Annotated in this window: 17 protein-coding genes; 10 read left to right on the top strand and 7 right to left on the bottom strand. The window is 70.2% G+C overall.

The genetic code is table 11. The features are described from left to right. Nucleotides 1-52: 52 nt before the first annotated feature. The 3 genes from OHS16_RS11935 to OHS16_RS11925 form a co-directional block, all read right to left on the bottom strand. Nucleotides 53-745, bottom strand: coding sequence for an ester cyclase (locus OHS16_RS11935; RefSeq protein ID WP_328537175.1), 693 nt, complete (start codon nucleotides 743-745; stop codon nucleotides 53-55). Nucleotides 746-839: 94 nt separating this feature from the next. Beyond that, entirely contained in the window at nucleotides 840-1,613 is a 774-nt protein-coding gene (locus tag OHS16_RS11930) for an SDR family NAD(P)-dependent oxidoreductase (protein ID WP_328537174.1), read from the bottom strand. Between the two features lie 137 nt (nucleotides 1,614-1,750). Further along, nucleotides 1,751-2,437, bottom strand: coding sequence for an MOSC domain-containing protein (locus OHS16_RS11925; protein ID WP_328537173.1), 687 nt, complete (start codon nucleotides 2,435-2,437; stop codon nucleotides 1,751-1,753). A gap of 79 nt (nucleotides 2,438-2,516) precedes the next feature. On the opposite strand from OHS16_RS11925, the gene OHS16_RS11920 reads away from it, so the two are divergent. Beyond that, nucleotides 2,517-3,407, top strand: a complete 891-nt coding sequence (locus OHS16_RS11920) for a LysR family transcriptional regulator (RefSeq protein ID WP_328537172.1) — start codon at nucleotides 2,517-2,519, stop codon at nucleotides 3,405-3,407. Between the two features lie 281 nt (nucleotides 3,408-3,688). On the opposite strand, the gene OHS16_RS11915 is transcribed toward OHS16_RS11920, so the two are convergent. After that, nucleotides 3,689-4,012, bottom strand: a complete 324-nt coding sequence (locus OHS16_RS11915; protein ID WP_328537171.1) for a WhiB family transcriptional regulator — start codon at nucleotides 4,010-4,012, stop codon at nucleotides 3,689-3,691. 392 nt (nucleotides 4,013-4,404) lie between these two features. On the opposite strand from OHS16_RS11915, the gene OHS16_RS11910 reads away from it, so the two are divergent. The 4 genes from OHS16_RS11910 to OHS16_RS11895 all read left to right on the top strand — a co-directional run bounded on the left by OHS16_RS11910 (nucleotide 4,405) and on the right by OHS16_RS11895 (nucleotide 8,671). After that, nucleotides 4,405-5,016 carry a response regulator transcription factor gene (locus OHS16_RS11910; protein ID WP_003948568.1) on the top strand — a complete coding sequence of 204 codons (612 nt, stop codon included), beginning with the start codon at nucleotides 4,405-4,407 and terminating at the stop codon, nucleotides 5,014-5,016. Nucleotides 5,017-5,249: 233 nt separating this feature from the next. Further along, the gene (locus OHS16_RS11905) at nucleotides 5,250-5,837 is read left to right on the top strand and encodes a sigma-70 family RNA polymerase sigma factor (protein WP_328537170.1); all 588 of its coding nucleotides are present in this window, start codon (nucleotides 5,250-5,252) and stop codon (nucleotides 5,835-5,837) included. A gap of 103 nt (nucleotides 5,838-5,940) precedes the next feature. Continuing rightward, nucleotides 5,941-7,443 (top strand): IMP dehydrogenase, encoded by a 1,503-nt coding sequence (gene guaB, locus OHS16_RS11900; RefSeq protein WP_328537169.1) that lies wholly within the window; start codon nucleotides 5,941-5,943, stop codon nucleotides 7,441-7,443. Between the two features lie 103 nt (nucleotides 7,444-7,546). Continuing rightward, nucleotides 7,547-8,671, top strand: a complete 1,125-nt coding sequence (locus OHS16_RS11895; protein ID WP_328537168.1) for a GuaB3 family IMP dehydrogenase-related protein — start codon at nucleotides 7,547-7,549, stop codon at nucleotides 8,669-8,671. Nucleotides 8,672-8,769: 98 nt separating this feature from the next. Here the strand turns inward: OHS16_RS11895 and OHS16_RS11890 are convergent, their stop codons facing one another. Further along, nucleotides 8,770-9,261 (bottom strand): hypothetical protein, encoded by a 492-nt coding sequence (locus OHS16_RS11890; protein WP_328537167.1) that lies wholly within the window; start codon nucleotides 9,259-9,261, stop codon nucleotides 8,770-8,772. Nucleotides 9,262-9,338: 77 nt separating this feature from the next. Next, nucleotides 9,339-10,589 (bottom strand): nucleotide sugar dehydrogenase, encoded by a 1,251-nt coding sequence (locus tag OHS16_RS11885; protein ID WP_328537166.1) that lies wholly within the window; start codon nucleotides 10,587-10,589, stop codon nucleotides 9,339-9,341. A 211-nt stretch (nucleotides 10,590-10,800) separates the two neighbouring features. Here OHS16_RS11885 and OHS16_RS11880 point away from each other — a divergent pair, with 211 nt between their 5' ends. Continuing rightward, nucleotides 10,801-12,510, top strand: a complete 1,710-nt coding sequence (locus OHS16_RS11880) for a glycerol-3-phosphate dehydrogenase/oxidase (protein WP_328537165.1) — start codon at nucleotides 10,801-10,803, stop codon at nucleotides 12,508-12,510. Between the two features lie 85 nt (nucleotides 12,511-12,595). Here the strand turns inward: OHS16_RS11880 and OHS16_RS11875 are convergent, their stop codons facing one another. Then, nucleotides 12,596-13,627 carry a serine hydrolase domain-containing protein gene (locus OHS16_RS11875; protein ID WP_328537164.1) on the bottom strand — a complete coding sequence of 344 codons (1,032 nt, stop codon included), beginning with the start codon at nucleotides 13,625-13,627 and terminating at the stop codon, nucleotides 12,596-12,598. 119 nt (nucleotides 13,628-13,746) lie between these two features. Between OHS16_RS11875 and OHS16_RS11870 the strand changes: the two genes are divergently transcribed. The 4 genes from OHS16_RS11870 (at nucleotide 13,747) to OHS16_RS11855 (ending at nucleotide 21,696) form a co-directional block, all read left to right on the top strand. After that, complete coding sequence (locus tag OHS16_RS11870) at nucleotides 13,747-15,726, top strand: serine/threonine-protein kinase (RefSeq protein WP_328537163.1); 1,980 nt, start codon at nucleotides 13,747-13,749, stop codon at nucleotides 15,724-15,726. Nucleotides 15,727-15,849: 123 nt separating this feature from the next. Continuing rightward, on the top strand, nucleotides 15,850-18,249 hold the full coding sequence (locus OHS16_RS11865; protein ID WP_328537162.1) for a protein kinase: 2,400 nt from the start codon (nucleotides 15,850-15,852) through the stop codon (nucleotides 18,247-18,249). A 160-nt stretch (nucleotides 18,250-18,409) separates the two neighbouring features. Then, nucleotides 18,410-19,960: a serine/threonine-protein kinase gene (locus OHS16_RS11860; RefSeq protein WP_443042761.1), complete on the top strand. Its 1,551-nt coding sequence runs from the start codon at nucleotides 18,410-18,412 to the stop codon at nucleotides 19,958-19,960. A gap of 29 nt (nucleotides 19,961-19,989) precedes the next feature. Continuing rightward, nucleotides 19,990-21,696 (top strand): serine/threonine-protein kinase, encoded by a 1,707-nt coding sequence (locus OHS16_RS11855; RefSeq protein ID WP_328537161.1) that lies wholly within the window; start codon nucleotides 19,990-19,992, stop codon nucleotides 21,694-21,696. Nucleotides 21,697-21,762: the final 66 nt, after the last annotated feature.

Genomic DNA, 21,762 nt, shown 5'->3' with positions numbered 1-21,762 from the left:
CTGAGAAGTCCCGGCTGCCCCGCCCTCCGGGCGGGGCGGACGCCGCTGTTTCTCACACACCGCCCAACTGGCGCATCAGCCCCATGATGTCCTCGTGCCACCAGCCTTCCTGAATCCTGCCGTCCTTGAACCGGAAGATCGTGGTGCCCGTCATGGCGCACTGCTTGCCCGTGGGCGCCATACCCATGAAGTCACCCTTGTGGGTGCCGTTCCAGGTCCACAGCGTCACGACGTCATCACCCTCGCAGATCTGCCTGTCCAGGCTGAAGGTGAAGTCGAAGGCGGCACGCCATCCGCTGACATCGCCCCGGATGCCGTCGGACCCGATCACGGTGTCCTCCCCCTTCGCGATGTCGTGGTCGGCGTAGTCGGCCGCGAACAGCTCGTCGATGGCGTCGAGGTTGCCTCCGACGGCCACCTCGTGGAAGAACCGGCGGGACATCTCCTGGTGCAACTGCTCGTCGCGGACCACATCGAGGTCGGTGAAGGTGGGCATCCCGTCGCAGAGCTCCACCATCTCCTGGAAGATCCGGTCGGTCTCCGGCAGCTTGGAGTTCGCCACCGCGTCCTCGTACGACGGGAATTCGACGATCTCGACGTAGTGCGCTCCGTCGGAACGGTCCTTGCCGATCAGGCTGTGGGTGGCGGTCCGTCTGCCCTTGGTCTGTTCGACCCACTGATCCATGAGGCGGTCCATGTCGTCGAACCGCTCAGTCTTGCAGTCGATCACCTGTATGAACTTCATGGTCTCTCCCGGCCTCGCGTTCTGGGTGGGATGGTCCCAGTTTAGTGAGGTATCCGGGAGAGATCAGCTCATGTGGGGCGTCACCCCGCACGCGCTACTGAGGCCCGTACTTGCGGCCTGTCCTGGAGCTGATCCCTCCGAGCAGCCCGCGAGGCGCCAGCTTCACCGCGCCCATCAGCGCCTTGTACCTGGGGTCCGGGATGGACAGCGACTTCCCCCGCGCCAGATCCCCCAGCGCCGCCGCCACCAGCTTGTCGGCGTCCAGCCACATCCAGCCGGGAATGTTGCCGGTGCCCATACCGGCCCGCTGGTGGAATTCCGTACGGACGAACCCGGGGCACAGCGCCATCATCCGCACCCCGGACCCCTGCAGATCCTTCGCCGCACCCTGGGTGAACTGCACGACCCATGCCTTCGAGGCCCCGTACGTGCCGCGTGGCAGGAACGCTGCCACCGATGCCACATTCACCACTCCGCCGCGCCCGCGCGAGCGCATTCCGGCGACCGCTGCCGCCGTCAGCCGCAGTACCGCCTCGCAGTGCACCCGGAGCATCTTCAGCTCGTCCGCCATCGGGACGTCCAGGAAGCGGCCCTTGTTGCCGAACCCGGCGTTGTTGATCAGCAGATCGACGACGTTCCTGGTGTCCGAGAGCCGCTTCTCGACGGCCGCGATCCCCTCATCGGTGGCCAGATCGGCGGTCAGCACCTCCGCCTCGATACCGTGCAGATCGTGCAGTTCGGTGGCCTGGCTCTGCAGTCGCTCCGTGTCCCGGGCCACCAGCACGAGGTTGTGCCCGTCCCTGGCCAGCCGCCGCGCGAAGGCGGCTCCGATTCCCGCTGTCGACCCCGTGATCAGTGCTGTCGTCATGGGCGGAACGTTAGTGCCCCCGGTGACCGCCCTGACGACCGCCCGCGTGGCCGGCGATGTGCCCGCCCCGCTGCCGCTCGCCGACCGCCGCGAACCGCCGCAAAGCACCTCGGCCCGGCGGGCGCCGCCCGCCGGTCTCAGTGGGACCCGGGCGCCGAAGGTCCGTACCTGTCGGTGTATTCGCGTGCCACGGCGAGCAGTCCGGGCTCCATCCACTCGGCTGCCACCATGGTGCGCGGCAGCAGTTCCCGCTCCACGGTCACCGCCCGGAACAGCAGCGCCACCGTGATGTCGTGGCCGGGCCGGTGCACGATCTCGATGGGGTCGCCGGCGGTGAACTCGCCGGGCTCGATCACCCGCAGCAGCGCACCGGGCGCCCCTGCCCGGGTGAAGCGCCTGACCCAGCCGCGTTCGCCGATGTGGCCCTGGAACGTGCGGCAGGGAACGCGGCCACCGGTGACCTCGAGCACCACATCGGAGCCGATCCGCCACCGCTCACCGATGAGAGCACCGCTCACATCGATGCCGCTGGTAGTGAGGTTCTCGGCGAACGAGCCTTCGGCCAGCGGGCGGCCGAGTTCCCGCTCCCAGCTGTCGAGGTCCTCGCGGGCGTAGGCGTAAACGGCCCGGGCGTCGCCGCCGTGGAACCGCAGGTCACAAACCGAGTCGCCCTCGACCCCACTGCCGCCCACCCCTTTGGGGCCCGGCGCGAACACCCGTACCGGTCCGGTGACCGGGCGCTTGTCCACACCGGTCAGACCGCCATCGGAATCCGTGTGATCCGAGCTCTTCGCCGGCCCCGTATTAACTGAGAGAAGCTTCATACAGGCAGGCTAAGGGTCCCTCACCCAAGCCTGCCGTCACTATCCGGCTCCTGCTCCAAGAATCGCTTATGATCACCGCATGATCGAGGCCCGCCATCTCCGTGTCCTGCGCGCCGTCGCCGCCGCCGGCTCCTTCTCCGCCGCGGCACGTGAGCTGGGCTGCACCCAGCCTGCGGTGAGCCAGCAGATGAAGGCCCTGGAGGCCTCCTGCGGCACCACCCTGCTGATCCGTACCGGCCGTGAGATGCGGCTCACCCAGGCGGGTGACGCCCTGGTGCGGCATGCAGCCGGCATCATCGCCGGGCTGACCGCCGCGGAGGAGGAGGTGGCCGCCATCGCGGGGCTGCGGGCCGGCCGGGTGCGTCTGGCGTCCTTCCCCAGCGGCAGCTCGACGCTGGTCCCCACCGCTCTGGCCGCCCTGCGGGCCGCGCATCCGGGCACCCGGGTCTCCCTCGTCGAGGCGGAACCGCCGCGGTCGGTCGGGATGCTGCGTGACGGCGAATGCGATGTGACACTCGCCTTCCGCTACGGGCCCGAGACCGGTGAGTGGGACGACCTGGTGGTTCGCCGGCTGCTCACCGACCGCATGGTCGGTCTGCTCCCCGAAGGGCACCGGCTGGCCGGAACGGCCGCCATAGGCGTCGGCGATCTGGCCGACGAGTCCTGGATCGCGGGCTGTCCGCGCTGCCGCCGCCAGCTGATCGATGTCTGCGCCGGCGAGGGGTTCGTGCCACGGATCGACTTCGCGACCGACGACTACCCGGCGGTGATCGGCCTGGTCGGTGCGGGGCTGGGGGTGGCGGTGCTGCCCGAGCTGGCGATCGAGTCGGTGCGCCGCAGGGGCACTGTGGTGGTGCCGGTCGAACCCGCGGTGCAGCGGGAGATCGTCGCACTGACGCTGCCCGATCTGGCACGCGTGCCCGCGGTCGCGGCGACGCTGGACCGGCTCGCTGTGGCGGCCACCCGCTGACCGCCGTTCGGCGGTGGGTAGCGCGGGCCGCGGGGTGCTGTCCGGCCGGGCCACGACGCGGCTCGCCGGAGCGCGCAGGCGTCTCGGGGCGCTGGGCGTCCTCCCGGCCTCGTCCTGGCGCCGGAGCGCCCGACCCGCCGTCCTGGCACCGGGCCACCTGACCTGCGGCCATGACCGGTCCCGGCTCGGTCTTCGGTACTCAGGGACTCACGCCGGGGGCCGTGCACGGCGGATCACGGCATGCGGGAACGTTTCTGCGGAGAGGGTCGGTCGTTGATCCACTAGCTGGGCCCCGACCCGTTGGGGGTCGCCGCGGTGATCAACCGGTTGCGCGCCCGTCCCATGAGTTCCTCGCGTTCGTCCTCGGTCAGTCCGCCCCACACGCCGTACGGTTCGCGCACGGCAAGGGCATGGGCGGCGCATTCGGCGCGGACCGGGCAGCGCATGCAGACCTCTTTCGCCGAGGTCTCGCGTGCGCTGCGCGCCGCGCCGCGTTCGCCTTCCGGGTGGAAGAAGAGTGAGCTGTCCACCCCGCGGCAGGCCGCGAGGAGCTGCCAGTCCCATAGGTCGGCGTTGGGTCCGGGAAGGCGGGAAAAATCTGCCATTGCTTGTCCCCTTGAAGCCGTTGTGAGGCGGGGGCGGTGACGTCGACCGCACCCGCGACCGTACATCCACGATGTAAGTAGATGTAAATATGACTCATTACGAATCTAGTCACAGACACTGGCAAAACGGAAGAAAAGCAGCTGAATGGGTCACGACTCGGCAATCCGGACATGCGGAGCGCGAAGCTCCCCTCTGCAACCGCTCCCTCACGTAGAGTGCTGAAGGCGGCCGTCCGGCCCGTAACTCTTTCGAGTGACCATCGTTGAGAGTGCGTGGGCGGTTGAAACAACAAGCGCTCGGGCACATGTCCGAGAGGCGTCGACCGCACAGGTGACGATTTGTACTCAGCCTGGAGGCTCAAGGTGACGCGCATCAGCTGCGGAGGGCGGTCATGACATCCGTCCTCGTCTGCGACGATTCCCCGCTTGCCCGAGAAGCGCTCCGTCGAGCGGTCGCGACCGTGCCCGGCGTCGAGCGTGTGACGACGGCGGCCAACGGCGAGGAAGTCCTCCGCCGCTGGGGTGCCGACCGTTCGGACCTGATTCTGATGGACGTACGCATGCCCGGTCTGGGCGGCGTCGAGACCGTGCGACGGCTGCTCTCGGCGGACCCCGGCGCCCGGATCATCATGCTGACGGTCGCGGAGGATCTGGACGGTGTCGCTCTCGCGGTCGCCGCCGGTGCCCGCGGCTATCTGCACAAGGACGCCTCGCGCGCCGAGTTGCGGGCGACGGTGACACAGGCGCTCGCCGACCCGACGTGGCGACTCGCCCCGCGGCGCCTTCGTTCGGCCGAGATGGGAGCGGCGCCCACGCTCACCGCACGCGAGATCCAGGTACTCGAAGGGATGAGTCACGGACGCTCGAACGCCGAGATCGGCCGTGAGCTCTTCCTCTCCGAGGACACGGTGAAGACGCACGCCAGAAGGCTGTTCAAGAAGCTCGGCGCCTCGGACCGCGCGCATGCGGTGGCGCTCGGTTTCCGATGGGGACTGGTTCGTTAGAGCATGGCCTGCAGGACCCCCGTCCGCTCGATCGCGGACGGGGTGGCGGACGCCCCACATCGGTTTCCCGCGCGATGCCGCATCCTTGAGGTGTGGAGTTCCTCGGGGACGAGTCGTTCGAGCGGGAGGGGAGGGCGCAGGAGATGAGTTCCGGCGCACCTGCTCATAACGCTTCAGTGCACAACTATGAGCGCAGTGGAGCGGATGGTCCGGGGGCGGGGCACCATGGACCGATGCGTGAGGACGAGGCTTCGAACGCCCATGGGGCCATCGGCGCACTCGTTCATCTCGCTGTCGACGGCGACCAGCAGGCGACGCACGATCTGCTGGCCCATGTGCACCCCCTGGCCCTGCGGTACTGCCGTACCCGGCTGAACCGGCTGCCCGGTGACGCCCGCCACTTCGTGGAGGACCTCGCGCAGGAGGTCTGTGTCGCCGTACTGATGGCGCTGCCCCGGTACAAGGACACCGGCAGGCCCTTCGAGGCCTTCGTCTTCGCCATCGCCACGCACAAGGTCGCCGATCTCCAGCGCGCCGCCATGCGGCATCCCGGGTCCACGGCCGTGCCGTCGGACGAGATGCCGGAGCGCCCCGACGATTCGCTGGGGCCCGAGGAGCGGGCACTGCTCAGCAGCGACGCCGCGTGGGCCAAAAAGCTGCTCGCCAATCTTCCGGAGAACCAGCGGGAGCTGCTGGTGCTGCGGGTCGCGGTGGGGCTGACCGCCGAGGAGACCGGCCAGATGCTGGGGATGTCGCCGGGCGCGGTGCGGGTGGCGCAGCACCGGGCGCTGAGTCGGCTGCGGGCGCTCGCCGAGCAGTAGGAAGCTCCAAGGATCGGCGATCATGCCGATCGTGGAATGAGACGCCTCCGCGGCCCGTTAGCATGGACATCCGCACCGATCAAGGCCATTTGGGGAAGGTGTCATGACTGCAAACGTCGACGGAGTGCCCGAGAAGTTCGCGACGCTCGGGCTGACGTACGACGATGTGCTGCTGTTGCCGGGCGCGTCGGACGTGCTTCCGAACGCGGTCGACACCTCGTCCCGCATCTCCCGGAACGTCACCGTGAACATCCCGCTGCTGTCCGCGGCGATGGACAAGGTCACCGAGGCGCGTATGGCCATCGCCATGGCGCGCCAGGGCGGCGTGGGTGTTCTGCACCGCAATCTGTCGATCGAGGACCAGGCCAACCAGGTCGATCTGGTCAAGCGCTCCGAGTCCGGGATGGTGACCGATCCGATCACGGTCCACCCCGACGCGACGCTGCGCGAGGCCGACGAGCTGTGCGCCAAGTTCCGCATCAGCGGTGTCCCGGTGACCGACCAGGCGGGCAAGCTGCTCGGCATCGTCACCAACCGTGACATGGCGTTCGAGTCCGACCGCAGCCGTCAGGTGCGCGAGGTCATGACGCCCATGCCGCTGGTCACGGGCAAGGTCGGCATCTCCGGCGCGGACGCCATGGAGCTGCTGCGCAGGCACAAGATCGAGAAGCTTCCGCTGGTCAACGACTCGGGCATCCTCAAGGGCCTGATCACGGTCAAGGACTTCGTCAAGGCCGAGAAGTACCCCGGTGCGGCCAAGGACTCCGAGGGCAGGCTGCTCGTCGGTGCGGCGGTCGGGGCGAGCCCTGAGGCGCTCGACCGGGCCCAGGCGCTTTCCGACGCCGGAGTCGACTTCCTGATCGTCGACACCTCGCACGGACACAACAGCAACGCCCTCAACTGGATGGCGAAGATCAAGTCGAGCGTCCCGGTGGACGTCATCGGCGGCAACGTCGCGACCCGCGACGGCGCCCAGGCCCTGATCGACGCGGGTGTGGACGGCGTCAAGGTCGGCGTCGGCCCCGGCTCGATCTGTACCACCCGGGTGGTCGCCGGAATCGGCGTCCCGCAGGTCACCGCTATCTACGAAGCGGCGCTCGCCGCGCGCGCGGCCGGCGTCCCGGTGATCGGTGACGGCGGCCTGCAGTATTCGGGCGACATCGGCAAGGCCCTGGCGGCAGGCGCGGACAGCGTGATGCTGGGGAGCCTGCTCGCCGGCTGCGAGGAGTCCCCGGGCGAGCTGCTCTTCATCAATGGCAAGCAGTTCAAGTCCTATCGCGGCATGGGTTCGCTCGGCGCGATGCAGACACGTGGGCAGGCCAGGTCGTACTCGAAGGACCGCTATTTCCAGGCCGACGTGGCGTCCGACGACAAGCTGGTGCCCGAAGGCATCGAGGGCCAGGTGCCCTACCGCGGTCCGCTGGCCAACGTGCTGCACCAGCTCGTCGGCGGTCTGCGCCAGACGATGGGCTATGTCGGCGCCGCCACCGTCGACCAGATGGAGAGCAAGGGCCGCTTCGTCCGGATCACATCGGCGGGGCTCAAGGAGAGCCACCCGCACGACATCCAGATGACGGTCGAGGCGCCGAACTACACCCGGCGCTGATCCACACATCACCGACAAGCCCGACCGGCCGATGGCCGGCCGGGCTTCGGTCTGCCTGTCGGGGATACTGGAACGGCAGACGTAGAGGGAAAGGCCACACAACGTGACTGAGATCGAGATCGGGCGCGGCAAGCGCGGCCGCAGGGCGTACGCGTTCGACGACATCGCCATCGTGCCGAGCCGGCGCACCCGGGACCCGAAGGAGGTCTCGATCGCCTGGCAGATCGACGCCTACCGGTTCGAGCTGCCGTTCCTGGCCGCGCCGATGGACTCGGTCGTCTCACCGCAGACCGCGATCCGCATCGGTGAGATGGGCGGCCTCGGTGTACTGAACCTCGAGGGCCTGTGGACGCGGTACGAGGACCCGCAGCCGCTGCTGGACGAGATCGCCGGCCTCGACGAGGACACGGCCACCCGCCGGCTCCAGGAGATCTACGCGGCCCCCATCCGTGAGGAGCTGATCGGGCAGCGCATCAAGGAGGTGCGCGACTCGGGTGTGGTCACCGCCGCCGCGCTCTCCCCGCAGCGCACCGCGCAGTTCTCCAAGGCCGTGGTGGACGCGGGTGTGGACATCTTCGTCATCCGCGGCACGACGGTCTCGGCCGAGCACGTCTCGGGCGCGGCCGAGCCGCTGAACCTCAAGCAGTTCATCTACGAGCTCGACGTGCCTGTCATCGTCGGTGGATGCGCGACCTACACCGCGGCCCTGCACCTGATGCGGACCGGCGCGGCAGGTGTGCTCGTCGGCTTCGGCGGCGGCGCCGCGCACACCACGCGCAACGTCCTCGGCATCCAGGTCCCGATGGCGACTGCGGTCGCCGATGTGGCCGCGGCCCGTCGCGACTACATGGACGAGTCCGGCGGCCGGTACGTCCATGTCATCGCGGACGGCGGTGTCGGCTGGTCGGGAGACCTGCCGAAGGCCATTGCCTGCGGCGCGGACTCGGTGATGATCGGTTCCCCGCTGGCGCGGGCCTCGGACGCACCGGGCAGGGGACACCACTGGGGCATGGAGGCCGTCCACGAGGACGTACCGCGCGGCAAGCTGGTGGACCTGGGCATCGTCGGTACCACCGAGGAGGTGCTGGCCGGCCCCTCGCACATCCCGGACGGTTCCATGAACTTCTTCGGGGCACTGCGCCGTTCGATGGCGACCACGGGCTACAGCGAGCTCAAGGAGTTCCAGCGCGTCGAGGTCACGGTGGCGGACGCACAGCACAAGCGCTGACCACTCGGCACGTCGCACACGGGCCCGGACCGCGGTACGCGGTCCGGGCCCGTGTCGTCGTCCGGGGCCGCCGTTGACGACGACACGGGCCTCCGAGGTCAGACGGCCCGCTTCATGCCCGCGAAGGACGCCCCCACCGCGATCGCGATGAACACGTAGCTCATGACGTCGGAGTCGGCCCGCCAGGCGTCGTTGAGCAGACCGAAGTGCTGGAAGAAGAGTTCCGACACGGAGACCGGCGCGTGCTTCGTGGCGATGATCGCCTCGCCGAGCAGCTGGCCGAAGTAGACGGAGGCCAGCGAGAACACCGCGCTGAAGACCGCAAGCCCCACGTGGTCGCCGCCCACCTTGCCCGCGGCGAAGCCGATGATGAACCCGACGGCGATGGCCGCGTAGCCGATCTCGTGCTTGGTGGCGCCCAGGATGCCCCCGTAAGCGGCCCCCACGGCGACGGCGGCGATGAAGGCGACCACGATCCCGCCGGCGATGTTGTTCCGTACCGGGGCGGGCGGCGGAGCCATCGGGTAGCCGAAGGTCTGCGGAGGCTGGGACGGGTCCGACGGATATGGCGGTGGTACGGACTGGCTCATGCTGGGGTCCCCCCTGGGACAGAAGCGCACTGTTGTGCGACAGGTGAACGCCGCAGGCTAGCAGTACGCCGCAGCGTTCAGAGGCGGTGGGCGGCTCCGACCGGGGTGGCTCCCCTGGTGTCCAGCAGCAGTTGCGCCTTCACCGAGAGGCCCTGGAGGTCGTACGTGCGGTGGTGCTGGAGCAGCAGGGTGAGATCCGCGGCGGCGGCGGCCTCGTAGAGGGAGTCGGCGCGGGGTACCGGCACGTCGCGGATGCGCCAGTCGGGGACGTACGGGTCGTGATAGCTGACCGATGCGCCGAGATCCATCAGCCGCCTGGCGATCTCGCCGGCCGGGGAGTTCTCCTGGTCGGCGAGATCCGGTCTGTACGTCACCCCGAGGAGCAGCACTCGGGCACCGCGCGCGGACTTGCCGTGCTCGTTGAGCAGGGTGGCGGACCGCTGGATGACGTACTGCGGCATGCGGTCGTTGACCTGCTGCGCGAGTTCGACCATGCGCAGTGGCCGGACCGTGTGCGGGGGCCCTGCGGTGTCCACCGGGACGCCGTGGCCACCGACGCCGGGGCCGGGGCGGAAGGGCTGGAAGCCGAAGGGCTTCGTCTCGGCGCAGCGGATGACGTCCCAGAGGTCGACACCCAGCTCATGGCAGAGCACGGCCATCTCGTTGACCAGCGCGATATTGACATGCCGGAAGTTGGTTTCGAGCACTTTCGTCATTTCGGCCTCGCGCGGACCTCGCGCCCGGACCACCTTGTCGCTGAGCCGTCCGAAGAAGGCGGCGGCCGACTCGGTGCAGGCTGGTGTGAGACCGCCGATCACCTTGGGGGTCGCGGCATACGAGTGACCGCGGCCGCCCGGGTCGAGCCGGCTGGGCGAGTAGGCGAGATGGAAGTCCCGCCCTGCCCGTAGCCCGGAGCCCTCTTCGAGCAGCGGACGGAGGATCTCCTCGGTGGTGCCCGGATAGACGGCCGATTCGATGATGACGGTGGTGTGTGGCCGGAGCCGGGCCGCGAGTGCGCGGGTCGCGTCGGTGACCGGAGTCAGATCGAGCGCCCGGGCTTCGCCCAGTGGAGTGGGCGCGCAGATGACGGCGGTACGGACCCGGCCCAGCTGGGCCGGGTCGGTGACGGTCCGGAAGCCTCCCGAGAGCATCCGGCGGATGTCTGCGGCGCTGAGCGAGCCGTCGACAGGGGGGTGCCCGGCCGCCAGTTGCCGCAGCCGGTGCGGGTCGGTGTCGTAACCGATGGTTTCGAGGCCGGTGGCCACAGCGGCCTGGGCGAGCGGCAGGCCGAGGTGGCCGAGGCCGATGACGGCGAGATCTGCGGGCATGGGGGTGGGTCCGTCCTTCCCAATAGCCGGAGGGGGACGAGTTCGCAAGTCCTGTTGGGCAATGCAATGTCAGGTTAGGAGTAAATATGACCGTTTTCTGGCATTGGGCGAGCCAAGGTGACCGAGTGTTGTCCACAGTCGGTGGCTGAAGTCGGTGAGGACGGACAGAATCGTGGGTGTACGCCCGACCGGATCTACGCGGGAGGCAACAGTGAGGACAGCGACACTGGGACCCGACGAGCGCTCCGATGCGCTCGCCGGGATGGCCGAGCGTGAACTGGATGTACTGGTGGTGGGCGCCGGGGTGGTCGGCGCGGGCACGGCGCTCGACGCCGCGACGCGCGGCCTCGCGACCGGCCTCGTCGAGGCGCGGGACTGGGCCTCGGGCACATCGAGCCGGTCGAGCAAGCTCATTCACGGCGGTCTGCGCTATCTCGAGATGCTCGACTTCGCCCTGGTCAGAGAAGCGCTCAAGGAGCGCGGCCTGCTTCTGGAGCGGTTGGCCCCACATCTCGTGAAGCCGGTGCCGTTTCTCTACCCGCTTCAGCACAAGGGCTGGGAGCGGCTCTACGCGGGCTCGGGTGTCGCGCTGTACGACGCGATGTCGATCTCCTCGGGGCACGGCCGCGGTCTGCCGTCCCACCGCCATCTGACCCGCAAACACGCCCTGCGGGTGGCACCGGCCCTGAAGAAGGACGCACTGGTCGGGGCTCTGCAGTACTACGACGCGCAGATGGACGACGCGCGCTATGTGACGACCCTGGTGCGGACGGCCGCGAGCTATGGAGCGCTGGTCGCCAACCGGGCCAAGGTCATCGCCTTTCTGCGGGAGGGTGAGCGGGTCGTCGGTGTACGGGTCAAGGACGTCGAGGGGGGCCGCGAGTACGCGATCCGCGCCAAGCAGGTGGTCAACGCCACCGGGGTGTGGACCGACGACACCCAGGCGCTGATCGGGGAACGCGGACAGTTCCATGTGCGGGCGTCGAAGGGCATTCATCTGGTCGTACCCAAGGACCGGATCCACTCCACGACAGGGCTGATCCTGCGGACAGAGAAGTCGGTGCTGTTCGTGATCCCCTGGGGGCGGCACTGGATCGTGGGGACGACCGACACGGACTGGGATCTCGACAAGGCCCATCCGGCCGCGTCCAGCGCCGATATCGACTATCTGCTGGAGCACGTCAACTCGGTGCTCGCGGTGCCGCTGACCCGGGACGACGTCGAGGGCGTGTACGCGGGCCTGCGGCCCCTGCTGGCCGGGGAGTCCGACGCGACCAGCAAGCTCTCGAGGGAGCACACGGTGGCGCATCCGGTGCCCGGTCTCGTGGTGGTGGCCGGCGGCAAGTACACGACGTACCGGGTGATGGCCAAGGACGCGGTCGACGCGGCGGTGCACGCCCTGGACCAGCGGGTCGCCGAGTGCGTCACGGAGAATGTGCCGCTGATCGGAGCCGAGGGCTACAACGCCCTGTGGAACGCCAGGGCGGGCATCGCGGCCAGGACCGGTCTGCATGTGGCCCGGGTGGAACACCTGCTCAACCGTTTCGGGGCGACGACCCAGGAGCTCCTGGACCTGATCGCGGCCGACTCCTCGCTCGGCAAGCCGCTGACCGGCGCCGACGACTATCTGCGGGCCGAGGTCGTGTACGCCGCGTCCCATGAGAGTGCACGGCATCTGGACGACGTACTGACCCGGCGCACCCGGATCTCGATCGAGACCTTCGACCGGGGGACCCGGTGCGCCAGGGAGGTCGCGGAACTGATGGCGCCGGTCCTCGGCTGGGACAAGGGCCAGATCGAGAAGGAGGTCGAGCACTACGAGAAGCGGGTGCAGGCCGAGCGGGAGTCGCAGCGGCAGCCGGACGACCTGACCGCGGACGCGGCCAGGCTGGGAGCGCCCGACATCGCGCCGCTGGGGTAGGCGGGTGCGACCGCCCGTCCGCACCGGTGTCCCTCGTCACGAGCGGCGCCGCGCGGGCGGGCACGGCGCCGCGCGGCGCCCGGTGTCACCGGCAGAATGCGGAGTTCAGTACGTCGCGTTCGAGGCCGGTGGCCATCGGATCATCCGTATTGACGCGAAACGTCACCGTACGGCCCCCGTGGGCCGTCGTGGCGGCGCGTACGTAACTCCCGGCTATCCGTCCGTTGTGTCCCCACACCACCACCCCGCAGGGCATCCGTTCCGGATAGATGCCCAGGCCGTACGCGCCCCCGGTGCCCCGGGTGTCCAGCAACTCGCGCCGCTGGACGGCCGGCAGCAGCCGGCCGCCGAGCAACGCCCGGTAGAAACGGTTCAGATCGGCGAGCGTCGATATCAGTTCGCCGGCCGCACCGGCGACGCGCGGGTCGAAGGCGGTGACATCACGGCCCGATGAGTAGCCGGGGCCGTGCGGCTCGGGCAGTGCGGTGGCCGCTCCGGGGAAGGAAGTGCCGCCGAGACGCAGCGGGGCGATGATGCGGCGCCTGGCCTCGGCGGCGTAGGAGTGGCCTGTGGTCTGCCGGATTATCAGGCCGAGCACGGAGTAGTCGGTGTTGGAGTACGCGAACCTGCCTCGCCGGACCGGCGGATGGGAGAGCGCGACGCGCACGGCGGAGAGGGCGGAGTGCGGCGGAGGGCCGGCATCGGCGGTGTAGTTGTAGAGGCCGCTGGTATGGGAGAGCAGGGCGCGCAGGGTGATACGGCGGCCGTCGTTCCCATCGCCCCGGATCAGCCGGGGCAGATGGTCGGCCACCGTGTCGGACAGGGCGAGCCGGTGCTCGGCGACGAGTTGGAGCACGACCGTGGCGACGAAGGTCTTGGTGATGCTGCCCACCCGGAATCGGTCCCGCCGGTGGAGTCCGTGGCCGGCGCTGCGGAAGCGGGCGCCGGTGGCGTTCTGCCCGAGGAGCGCCGCGCCGGGCGCCCCGCCGTCGGAGACCAGACGGGTCAGTGCACCGGGCACTGGCTTGACCCGGGGTTCTCCGGGCAGGGATGCGGTGGTCGCACCGAGCAGGGCCAGGGCCAGTGGGGCTGCGAGCAGCAGGCGGAGCTTGGGCATGGCGGGGAATCCTTCCTCCATGCCCCATGATGGTCACCTGCGGACCCCGCACCATCACCGGTCCCGGGGTGAGGGACAATGGTCGCTCTGCCAGGGCGGGTTGAATGCAGAGGGGACGCATGTCGGAGGCGGAGCAGGCGAAGGAACCCAAGGGGCGCCTCCTGGCTGGGCGGTACCGGCTTGGAGAGGTGCTCGGCAAGGGTGGCATGGGCACGGTCTGGCGGGCCGTGGACGAGACGCTCGGCCGCACTGTCGCCGTGAAGGAGCTGCGTTTCCCCTCGGCCATCGAGGAGGACGAGAAGCGAAGGCTTGTCACGCGCACACTGCGCGAGGCGAAGGCGATCGCCAGGATCCGTAACAACGGTGCGGTGACCGTCTACGACGTGGTGGACGAGGACGATCGTCCGTGGATCGTCATGGAACTCGTCGAAGGCTGCTCGCTGGCCGAGTTGGTCCGGGAGAAGGGCGTCCTCACTCCCCGGCGTGCGGCCGAGGTGGGTCTCGCGATCCTCGACGTGCTGCGGCTCGCACACCGTGAAGGCATCCTGCACCGCGATGTGAAGCCGTCGAACGTCCTGATCGCCGAGGACGGCCGGGTCGTGCTGACCGACTTCGGGATCGCCCAGGTCGAGGGCGACCCTTCGGTGACGTCGACCGGCATGCTCGTCGGCGCGCCCTCCTACATCTCGCCCGAGCGAGCCCGCGGCCACAAGCCGGGCCCGCCGGCCGACCTCTGGTCGCTGGGCGGACTGCTGTACGCCAGCGTCGAGGGATCGCCCCCGTACGACAAGGGGTCGGCCATCGCGACCCTCACCGCCGTGATGACCGAGCCGGTCGATCCGCCGAAGAACGCGGGCGCTCTGTCGGAGGTCATCTACGGGCTGCTCGCCAAGGACCCGGCGCAGCGTCTGGACGACGCCGGAGCCCGGAAGTTGCTCAACGCGGTGGTCGATGCCCCGGAGAAGCCGGAGAGCGAGGCCGGACCCGTGGCGTCGGACGCCACACGGGTGGTCCCGCTGCCGCCGGTGCCCGACGAGCCGAAGCCCAAGCCGCCGAAGAACAAGCCCAAGAACAAGCCGAAGGCCGGGACGAAGCCGAAGACCGGTCCCGCAGCCCCCGGCACGGCGGCCGGGGAGCCGGCCGCACCCCGCGAGTTCAAGGTCCCCAACGTGCTGGAGACGGCCGCGGCGGAACGGGTTCGCAGCGCGCTGAAGTCCGTTCGCAACGCCAGGCCCGGTGCCGCTCCGGCGGAGCCCGCCGACACGGCCGGCGGCCGGCCCGCACGGGTCAGGGCGCCGCTGACCGATGTCGTGCCACGCCGGACCCTGATCATCATCGCCGTTGTGGTGGTGCTCGCCCTGTTCGGGACGGTTCTCTCCTTCATGCTGGGCGGGGGCGACGACAAGGACACGGGCAGTCAGGGCAAGCCCAGGGCGGACAAGAGCTCGAGTGCGGCTGCCGCCGGGGACGACACCAAGGGCAAGGGCAAGAGCAGCGGCAGCAGCGGAGGGAAGACGGGCGAGCAGGGCGGCAAGGGCGACCAGGGCGCGAGCGACGACAGCGGCAAGGGGCAGAACGGCGGTGGCGAATCACCGGGCCCGGACGACCCGGCGTCCGCCGATCCGCCGGCCGGTGACTCACTGCCCAGCGGCTACAAGACCGTCACGGACACCCGGTTCCACTTCTCGATGGCGATGCCCGCCACCTTCAAGCGCTGGTCGATAGCGGGTCAGAACTCGGGCGGCATCTACAGCGCCCACCAGGACTTCCCGCGCGTCCAGATCGACTTCAACGGTTCTCCCACGGACGATGCCGCCGCAGCCTGGCAGGCCGCGGTGGGCGGTGCCCGGGCCAGCATGAGCGGCTACAAGCACCTCGGTATAGACAAGGTCTCGTACAACGGCTATCCGACCGTCGCCGACTGGAAGTTCGAACGGGACCAGCACGGCGAGCGCATCAGGGTGCTCAACCGCGGCTTCAAGGTGGACGCCCATGGCGGGTACTCCATCATGGTCAGCTGCAAGGCGAGCGAATGGGACGGCGACGAGTGCCGCACGCTGCGTGATACGGCGTTCAAGACGTTCAGCCCCAAGAAGTGACCGAGAACACGTATTGTGAGAGGAAGCGGACCGTACGCAGCCGCAATGGGCCCGTAATCGACCGCAATTGACGGATTGAACCGGTCCCTGAGACCAGGGAACAGCACGCTCCGGGGAGGCGTCGTGGACGAGTACGCGGGAAGGGTCCTGGCCGACCGCTACCGCCTTCCGCTGCCGCCTTCCGACGAGTTCGAACTCGCCGAGACCCGGGCCTTCGACACCTACAGCGGCCAGGAAGTCCTGGTCCGCCAGGTGCCGTTGCCCGAGGTGGTCGACGCGGAGATGCTCGACGAGGGCGACGGGGCCGGCCCCGGTCTGCCCTCGCCCCGGCGGGCCTCGGCCCGGACCACCCGGCGGCCGGCCGAGCCCGCCGTGCGGCGGGCCATGGAGGCGGCGCAGTCGGCCGCGCAGATACCCGACCACCCCCGCCTCGACCAGGTGTTCGACGTCTTCGCGGAGGGCGGGTCCCTCTGGGTGGTGAGCGAACTGGTGGCGGCGCGGCCACTGGCCGCGCTCCTCGCCGACCAGCCGCTGAACCCGTACCGCGCAGCGGAGATCGCGTCCGATGTGCTCACCGCCCTGCGCGTGCTGCACGCGCACGGCTGGACGCACCGGAACATCACCGCCCGTACGGTGCTGGTCTGTGAGGACGGCAGAGTGGTGCTGACCGGTCTGGCTTCGGGGGCCGCGGAGGAGGCGCTGTGCGGCTACGACCCGGTGCCGGCGCCGGATTTACCGCCCGATCAGGGCCGGCGGCAGGACCAGCCGCACGACGAGGGCCGGGTGCCCGACGGGGCCCACCACGAGGGGTTGCCGGCCCAGCGGCAGGCCCCCGGCGCGCAGGGCGCGCTGCCCGAGGTCAGGGAAACGGACGCGGGAGACGTTCGCGCGGCCCGTGCGGGTGCGATAGCCGCGTACCGTGCGGGCGCCCGCGCCGCCGCCAGGGTGAGCGAGGCCGAGCGGCACGGTGACAGCGGAAGGCCGCCGGCCCGGTACCCGGAGACCGGCGCCGGGCCACGGAGCCGGCAGTCACCTCCCGAGCGTCAGGAACTGGCCGGTTACTGGCACGGCGCCGAGCCCCGCTCCGGAGCGGGTGACGGTCTGCGCGCCGATGATCTGCGGGACAGCCGCCGGGCCGCGGCACTGCCGGGGGGTGGCTCTGCCGCCGCTGTCCCCGGGGACCGGGGCGGAGCGGATCCGGTCGCCCCTGCCCACCGTGGCCCCGCCACGCCACTCGACGCCGAGCGGGCCCGCCAGGCGCGGATCACTGTGGTCGGCCCGGTCACCGAACGCTGGGCGCCCGAACAGGCGGGGCCCGTCCAGGGGAACTGGCAGCTCGCCGCCCCGGTCGGGCCCGCCACCGATCTCTGGGCGCTGGGCGCGCTGCTCTTCCGGGCCGTCCAGGGGCACGCCCCCTATCCCGAGGAGAGCGCCGCCGAACTGGTCCAGCTGGTCTGTGCCGAGCCGCCCGCCTTCGCCGAGGAGTGCGGCCCACTGCGGCCCGTGGTCGAGTCCCTGCTGCGTCAGGACCCCACCGAGCGGCCCGACATGGAGGAGCTGCGCGGCTGGCTGCGCTCACTCGTGCGGTCGGCGCCCGAGCCGGATGCCGGGCAGGGGATCGTACCGGTCCCGGCAGCCGATGCCACCCGGCTGCCGATCGTCCGGCGCAGGGGTGAACTCGTCCGCAGGCGCCGCAACCGCGGTGCCGCGGCGGACGGCACCCATGGCAGGCACCGCCAGCAGAGGCGGGGTGGCAGACGCGGCGAGTCCGGGGCCATACCGGCCCCCCGGGCCATGGAGGCGGCACCGGCGAAGCGGACCGCGAAGCGGGCAGGGCAGCCCAGGTCGCTGGGCCGCACCCTGCTCATCGTCATCCTGGTGGTGCTCATAGCCGCGCTGGTCTACGCCCTGAAGTTCATGCCGAGGGCCGACGAGTCCCAGCAGCCCTCGCACAGCGGTGCCTCCGCACCCGCCCCGGCCGGCACGGCGACAGCGACCCGGGGCCCGTCCGCGCGGCCGTCGCCGTCACCGGGGACGCCGCAGGGCACCGAGCCCGACAGTGCGGGACCGGCCGCCGGGTACGCGGTCCGCAAGGATCCCGAGGGTTTCCGGGTCGCGGTCGACAAGGACTGGGACCGGCGTCCGGTCAACGACGCCGGACAAATCCGTTTTCTCGGCGGGGACTTCGAACTCGTCGTGGTGCCGGGCCGGGACAGCGTGAAGGACGACGGTGCCGACCCGATGGCGTATCAGCGCAACAAGGAGCGTGAGCTCAAGCCGTTCCGCGACTCCACCTGGTCCTCCGCCGCCGGGCTGCGGCGGATCGACGTCGGCAACCAGGCGATGGCTGAAGGCCAGTTCACCTGGCAGGACAGCAGCGGACGCGAGGTGTTCGTCCGCAACGTGGCGATGATCATCCGCGGTCGCTATCACATCGTGCAGGTCATCGGCCCCGAATCGCAGCGCGACAAGGTCACCGAGATCTATGAGCAGGCCGTCGCCAGCTACCGCACCGACAAGTGACGGCGGACGGCCTTATCCTGAGTCCCGTTCAGCCGGTCCCTCCCCGTCACAGTGCGGTATCACGGTCCGCCCCGAGGTTCCACGACCGAACCTCCGTCCGTAACCTGTCAGTCGAGGGAACGGACAGGGGCACGTGGAACATACTCACAACGCGGACTTGGTGCTCGCCGACCGCTACCGGCTGGGCGAACTCATCGGCCGTGGCGGTATGGGCAAGGTCTGGCGTGCCCACGATGAAGTGCTGCACCGGACGGTGGCTGTCAAGGAACTGACGGCGGGTCTGTACGTCGCCGAGGCGGACCGGGTCGTCCTGCACGCCAGGACCCAGAAGGAAGCGCGGGCAGCGGCACGGATCAACCACCCCGGGGTGGTCACCGTGCACGATGTGATCGAGTACGACGACCGTCCGTGGATCGTCATGGAGTTCGTCGACGGACCGTCGCTGGCCGACGAGATCAAGGAATCGGGCACGCTCGACCCCCGTGAGGCCGCCAGGGTCGGCCTCCATGTGCTGGGCGCACTGCGCGCCGCGCACGCCGCCGGGGTGCTGCACCGCGACGTGAAACCGGCCAACGTGCTGCTCGCCCGTGACGGCCGGGTACTCATCACCGACTTCGGGATCGCCGCCATAGAGGGCGACTCGGAGATCACCAGGACCGGCGAGATCGTCGGTTCCATCGACTATCTGGCCCCCGAACGGGTCTACGGCGAGGCGCCGGGCCCGGCGTCCGACCTGTGGTCGCTCGGCGCCACGCTGTACACGGCCGTCGAGGAGCGCTCGCCCTTCCGCCGCACCTCGCCGATCTCCACCCTCCAGGCGGTGGTCAACGACGAGCTGCCGCCGCTCACCCAGGCCGGTCCGCTCGAACCCGTCATCAGGGCACTGCTGCGCAAGGACCCCGCAGACCGGCCCGATCCGGCCGGGGCCGAGCGGATGCTGCTCGAGGCGATGGAGGGGCGCCGGCCCAAGCAGGCCCAAGCGTTCGTCCCGACGCAGTCGGTTCCGGAGGGAATGCTCCAGGACGCGATCCCGACGAGCCGGCTGGTGAAGCCGGCGCCCGCTGTCGTTCCCGAGGCGAAGGACGGACACGGCAGGCTGCGCACCATCGCCCTGGTGCTGGTGCTGGCCGTGCTCATCGGCGGTGTGGTCGGCTTCGGCGCCATGAAGTACCGCAGCGCGCACAGCGGTTCGGGCGACGACGCGTCGAAGCAGTCGCCCCCGCCGTCGTCGGCGAGCCCGGGTCCGTCGAAGCGGCACGGGGGCATACCCGACGGCTGGCACCGGGTGCACGACCCGGAAGGGTTCAGCATGGCCGTGCCCGACGGCTGGGAGCGTCAGGCGGACGGCTCGGGGGAGATCGACTACACGCCCGACGACGGTAACCACTTCATCCGGATCAGTGTCGACAACGACCCGGACTACGAGACGCCCTATCTGCACCAGCTGGCCATCGAACCCCAGCTCAAGCGGCTGCCGCACTACAAGCGGCTGACCCTGCACGTCAACAGCTTCCGGGACGAGGACGCCTCGCTCTGGGAGTTCACCTGGACCGAGACCAAGGGGCACCCGGGCCTGCGTCGCGCCATCGACCAGATGTACAACGTGGACCACGGCCGGGCGGAGTACGCGATCTACATGGGTGGTCCTGCGGGTGACTGGAACCGTCAGCGGTTCGACACGGTCCTTCGCTATTGGCAGCCGCCGAGCTGACTCGCGCGGGGCACGTAGGGGGAGCACGAGTGTCACACGACGCACCGTCACATGATTCACCGTCGCACGGCGCACGCGACAGCCGGCTGATCGCCGGGCGTTATCTGCTCGGCGACCGGATCGGCAGGGGCGGCATGGGGACCGTCTGGCGGGCCGCTGACCAGCTGCTCGGCCGTGAGGTGGCGGTCAAGGAACTCAACCCGGAGACCGGTACGGCCACCGCTTCGGCGCTGCGCGAGGCACGGGCGGTCGCCCAGATCAAACATCCGCACGTGATCGTTGTGCACGATGTGGTCGTCGAGGACGACGAACGGCCCTACATCGTCATGGAACTGGTGGTCGGTGGCTCGCTCGCCGACCGGCTCAGGGAAGGGGGGCCGGTCGGCGCGCCGGAGGCGGCCCGGATCGGCATCGCGCTGCTCGGCGCTCTCCGGGCGGCCCACGCGCGAGGGGTCCTGCACCGGGACATCAAGCCGGCGAACGTCCTGGTCGAGGACGGCGGACGGGTCGTGGTGACCGACTTCGGCATCGCGCAGCTCGCCGGGGCGACGACGATCAGCGAGACCGGGTCCTTCATCGGCTCGCCCGAATACACCTCGCCCGAGCGGATGTCCGGCGAGGACGCGGGGCCCGAATCCGATCTGTGGTCGCTCGGTGTGCTGCTGTGCGCGGCGCTGAGCGGTGAATCGCCCTTCCACCGTGACTCGCTGGGCGGTGTGCTGCACGCTGTCGTCACCGACGAGATCCGCCCGCCTGCCGCCGCCGCACCACTGCTCCCGGTGGTGCGGGGGCTGCTGGAGCGGGATCCGGTGCGCAGGATGGGCGCGGATGAGGCCGAGCGGCTGTTGACCGCCTACCTCACCACGGGGGCCACCCCGGTGCTGTCCGCGTATTCGCCGACGCAGTCCGCCCCCCTCACCCCCGCGCCGGTGGCCCCTGCGGCGCCGGACACCTCGCCCGGGACGCCGGACACCTCGCCCGGGACGCCCGGCGCCGCCGCGAAGCCCCGCAGGACGTTCGCCGGCCGCAGTGCCCTGGTCGTGGCGGTGCTGGTGGCCGCGGTGGCCGGTGCCGGGATCGCGCTGGCCGTCATCAGGGGTGGAACGGCCGGCGGCGGGGGCGAGGCGGCCGGCCGGAGCCACAGTGCGCCGGCCCGCACGCCCACCTCTTCGGCGGCGTCCCGCCGGTCCCCAGGACCGACCGTCACGGTGACCCGGGAGCCCGCCGTACGGCCCGGCACGGACGCCACCGCACCTGGCGTCTCCGCGTCCGGCAGCTCCGCCACCACATCCGTGCCGGCCGGCTACCGCAGGGCCGAAGACCCGGCCGGCTTCTCGCTCACCGTTCCGGGCGACGCGACCCGTTCCACCGACGGTGAGCGGATCTACTACATGACGCCGGGCAAGATCTTCCGTATCGGCGTCCGCATCCACAGCACCCCGGGCGACGGCCCGGTCGCCACGCAGCACGCCTCCGACGCGGCGGGTCCTGCCACCAACCCCGGCTATCACGACGGCCGGGTCACCGCGACCACCCACAACGGGCACGAAGCGGCCCTGTGGGAGTTCACCTGGAACGGCTTCTCGAAGGCCGAGGGCGAACGTCATACCCACGACCTCTGCTGGGAGCAGGACGGCCGTCTCTACGACGTGTGGGTCTCGGCCCCTGCCGGCAGCTCCGCGACCGCTGAGCGGCACTTCGACACGGCAGTGGACTCGTTCACGGTCGCCGGCTGAGTTGTCACGGGTGTGCATCCGCTCTCCGGCGACGGTGGTGTCCGGCCGCGCGGTTCGCCAGGATGG

The organism is Streptomyces sp. NBC_00344, from assembly GCF_036088315.1.
In the GTDB taxonomy this organism is placed as follows: Bacteria; Actinomycetota; Actinomycetes; order Streptomycetales; family Streptomycetaceae; genus Streptomyces.
The sequence above is the reverse complement of the archived record's forward strand: the minus strand, read 5'-3'. Positions and strand labels throughout refer to the sequence as shown.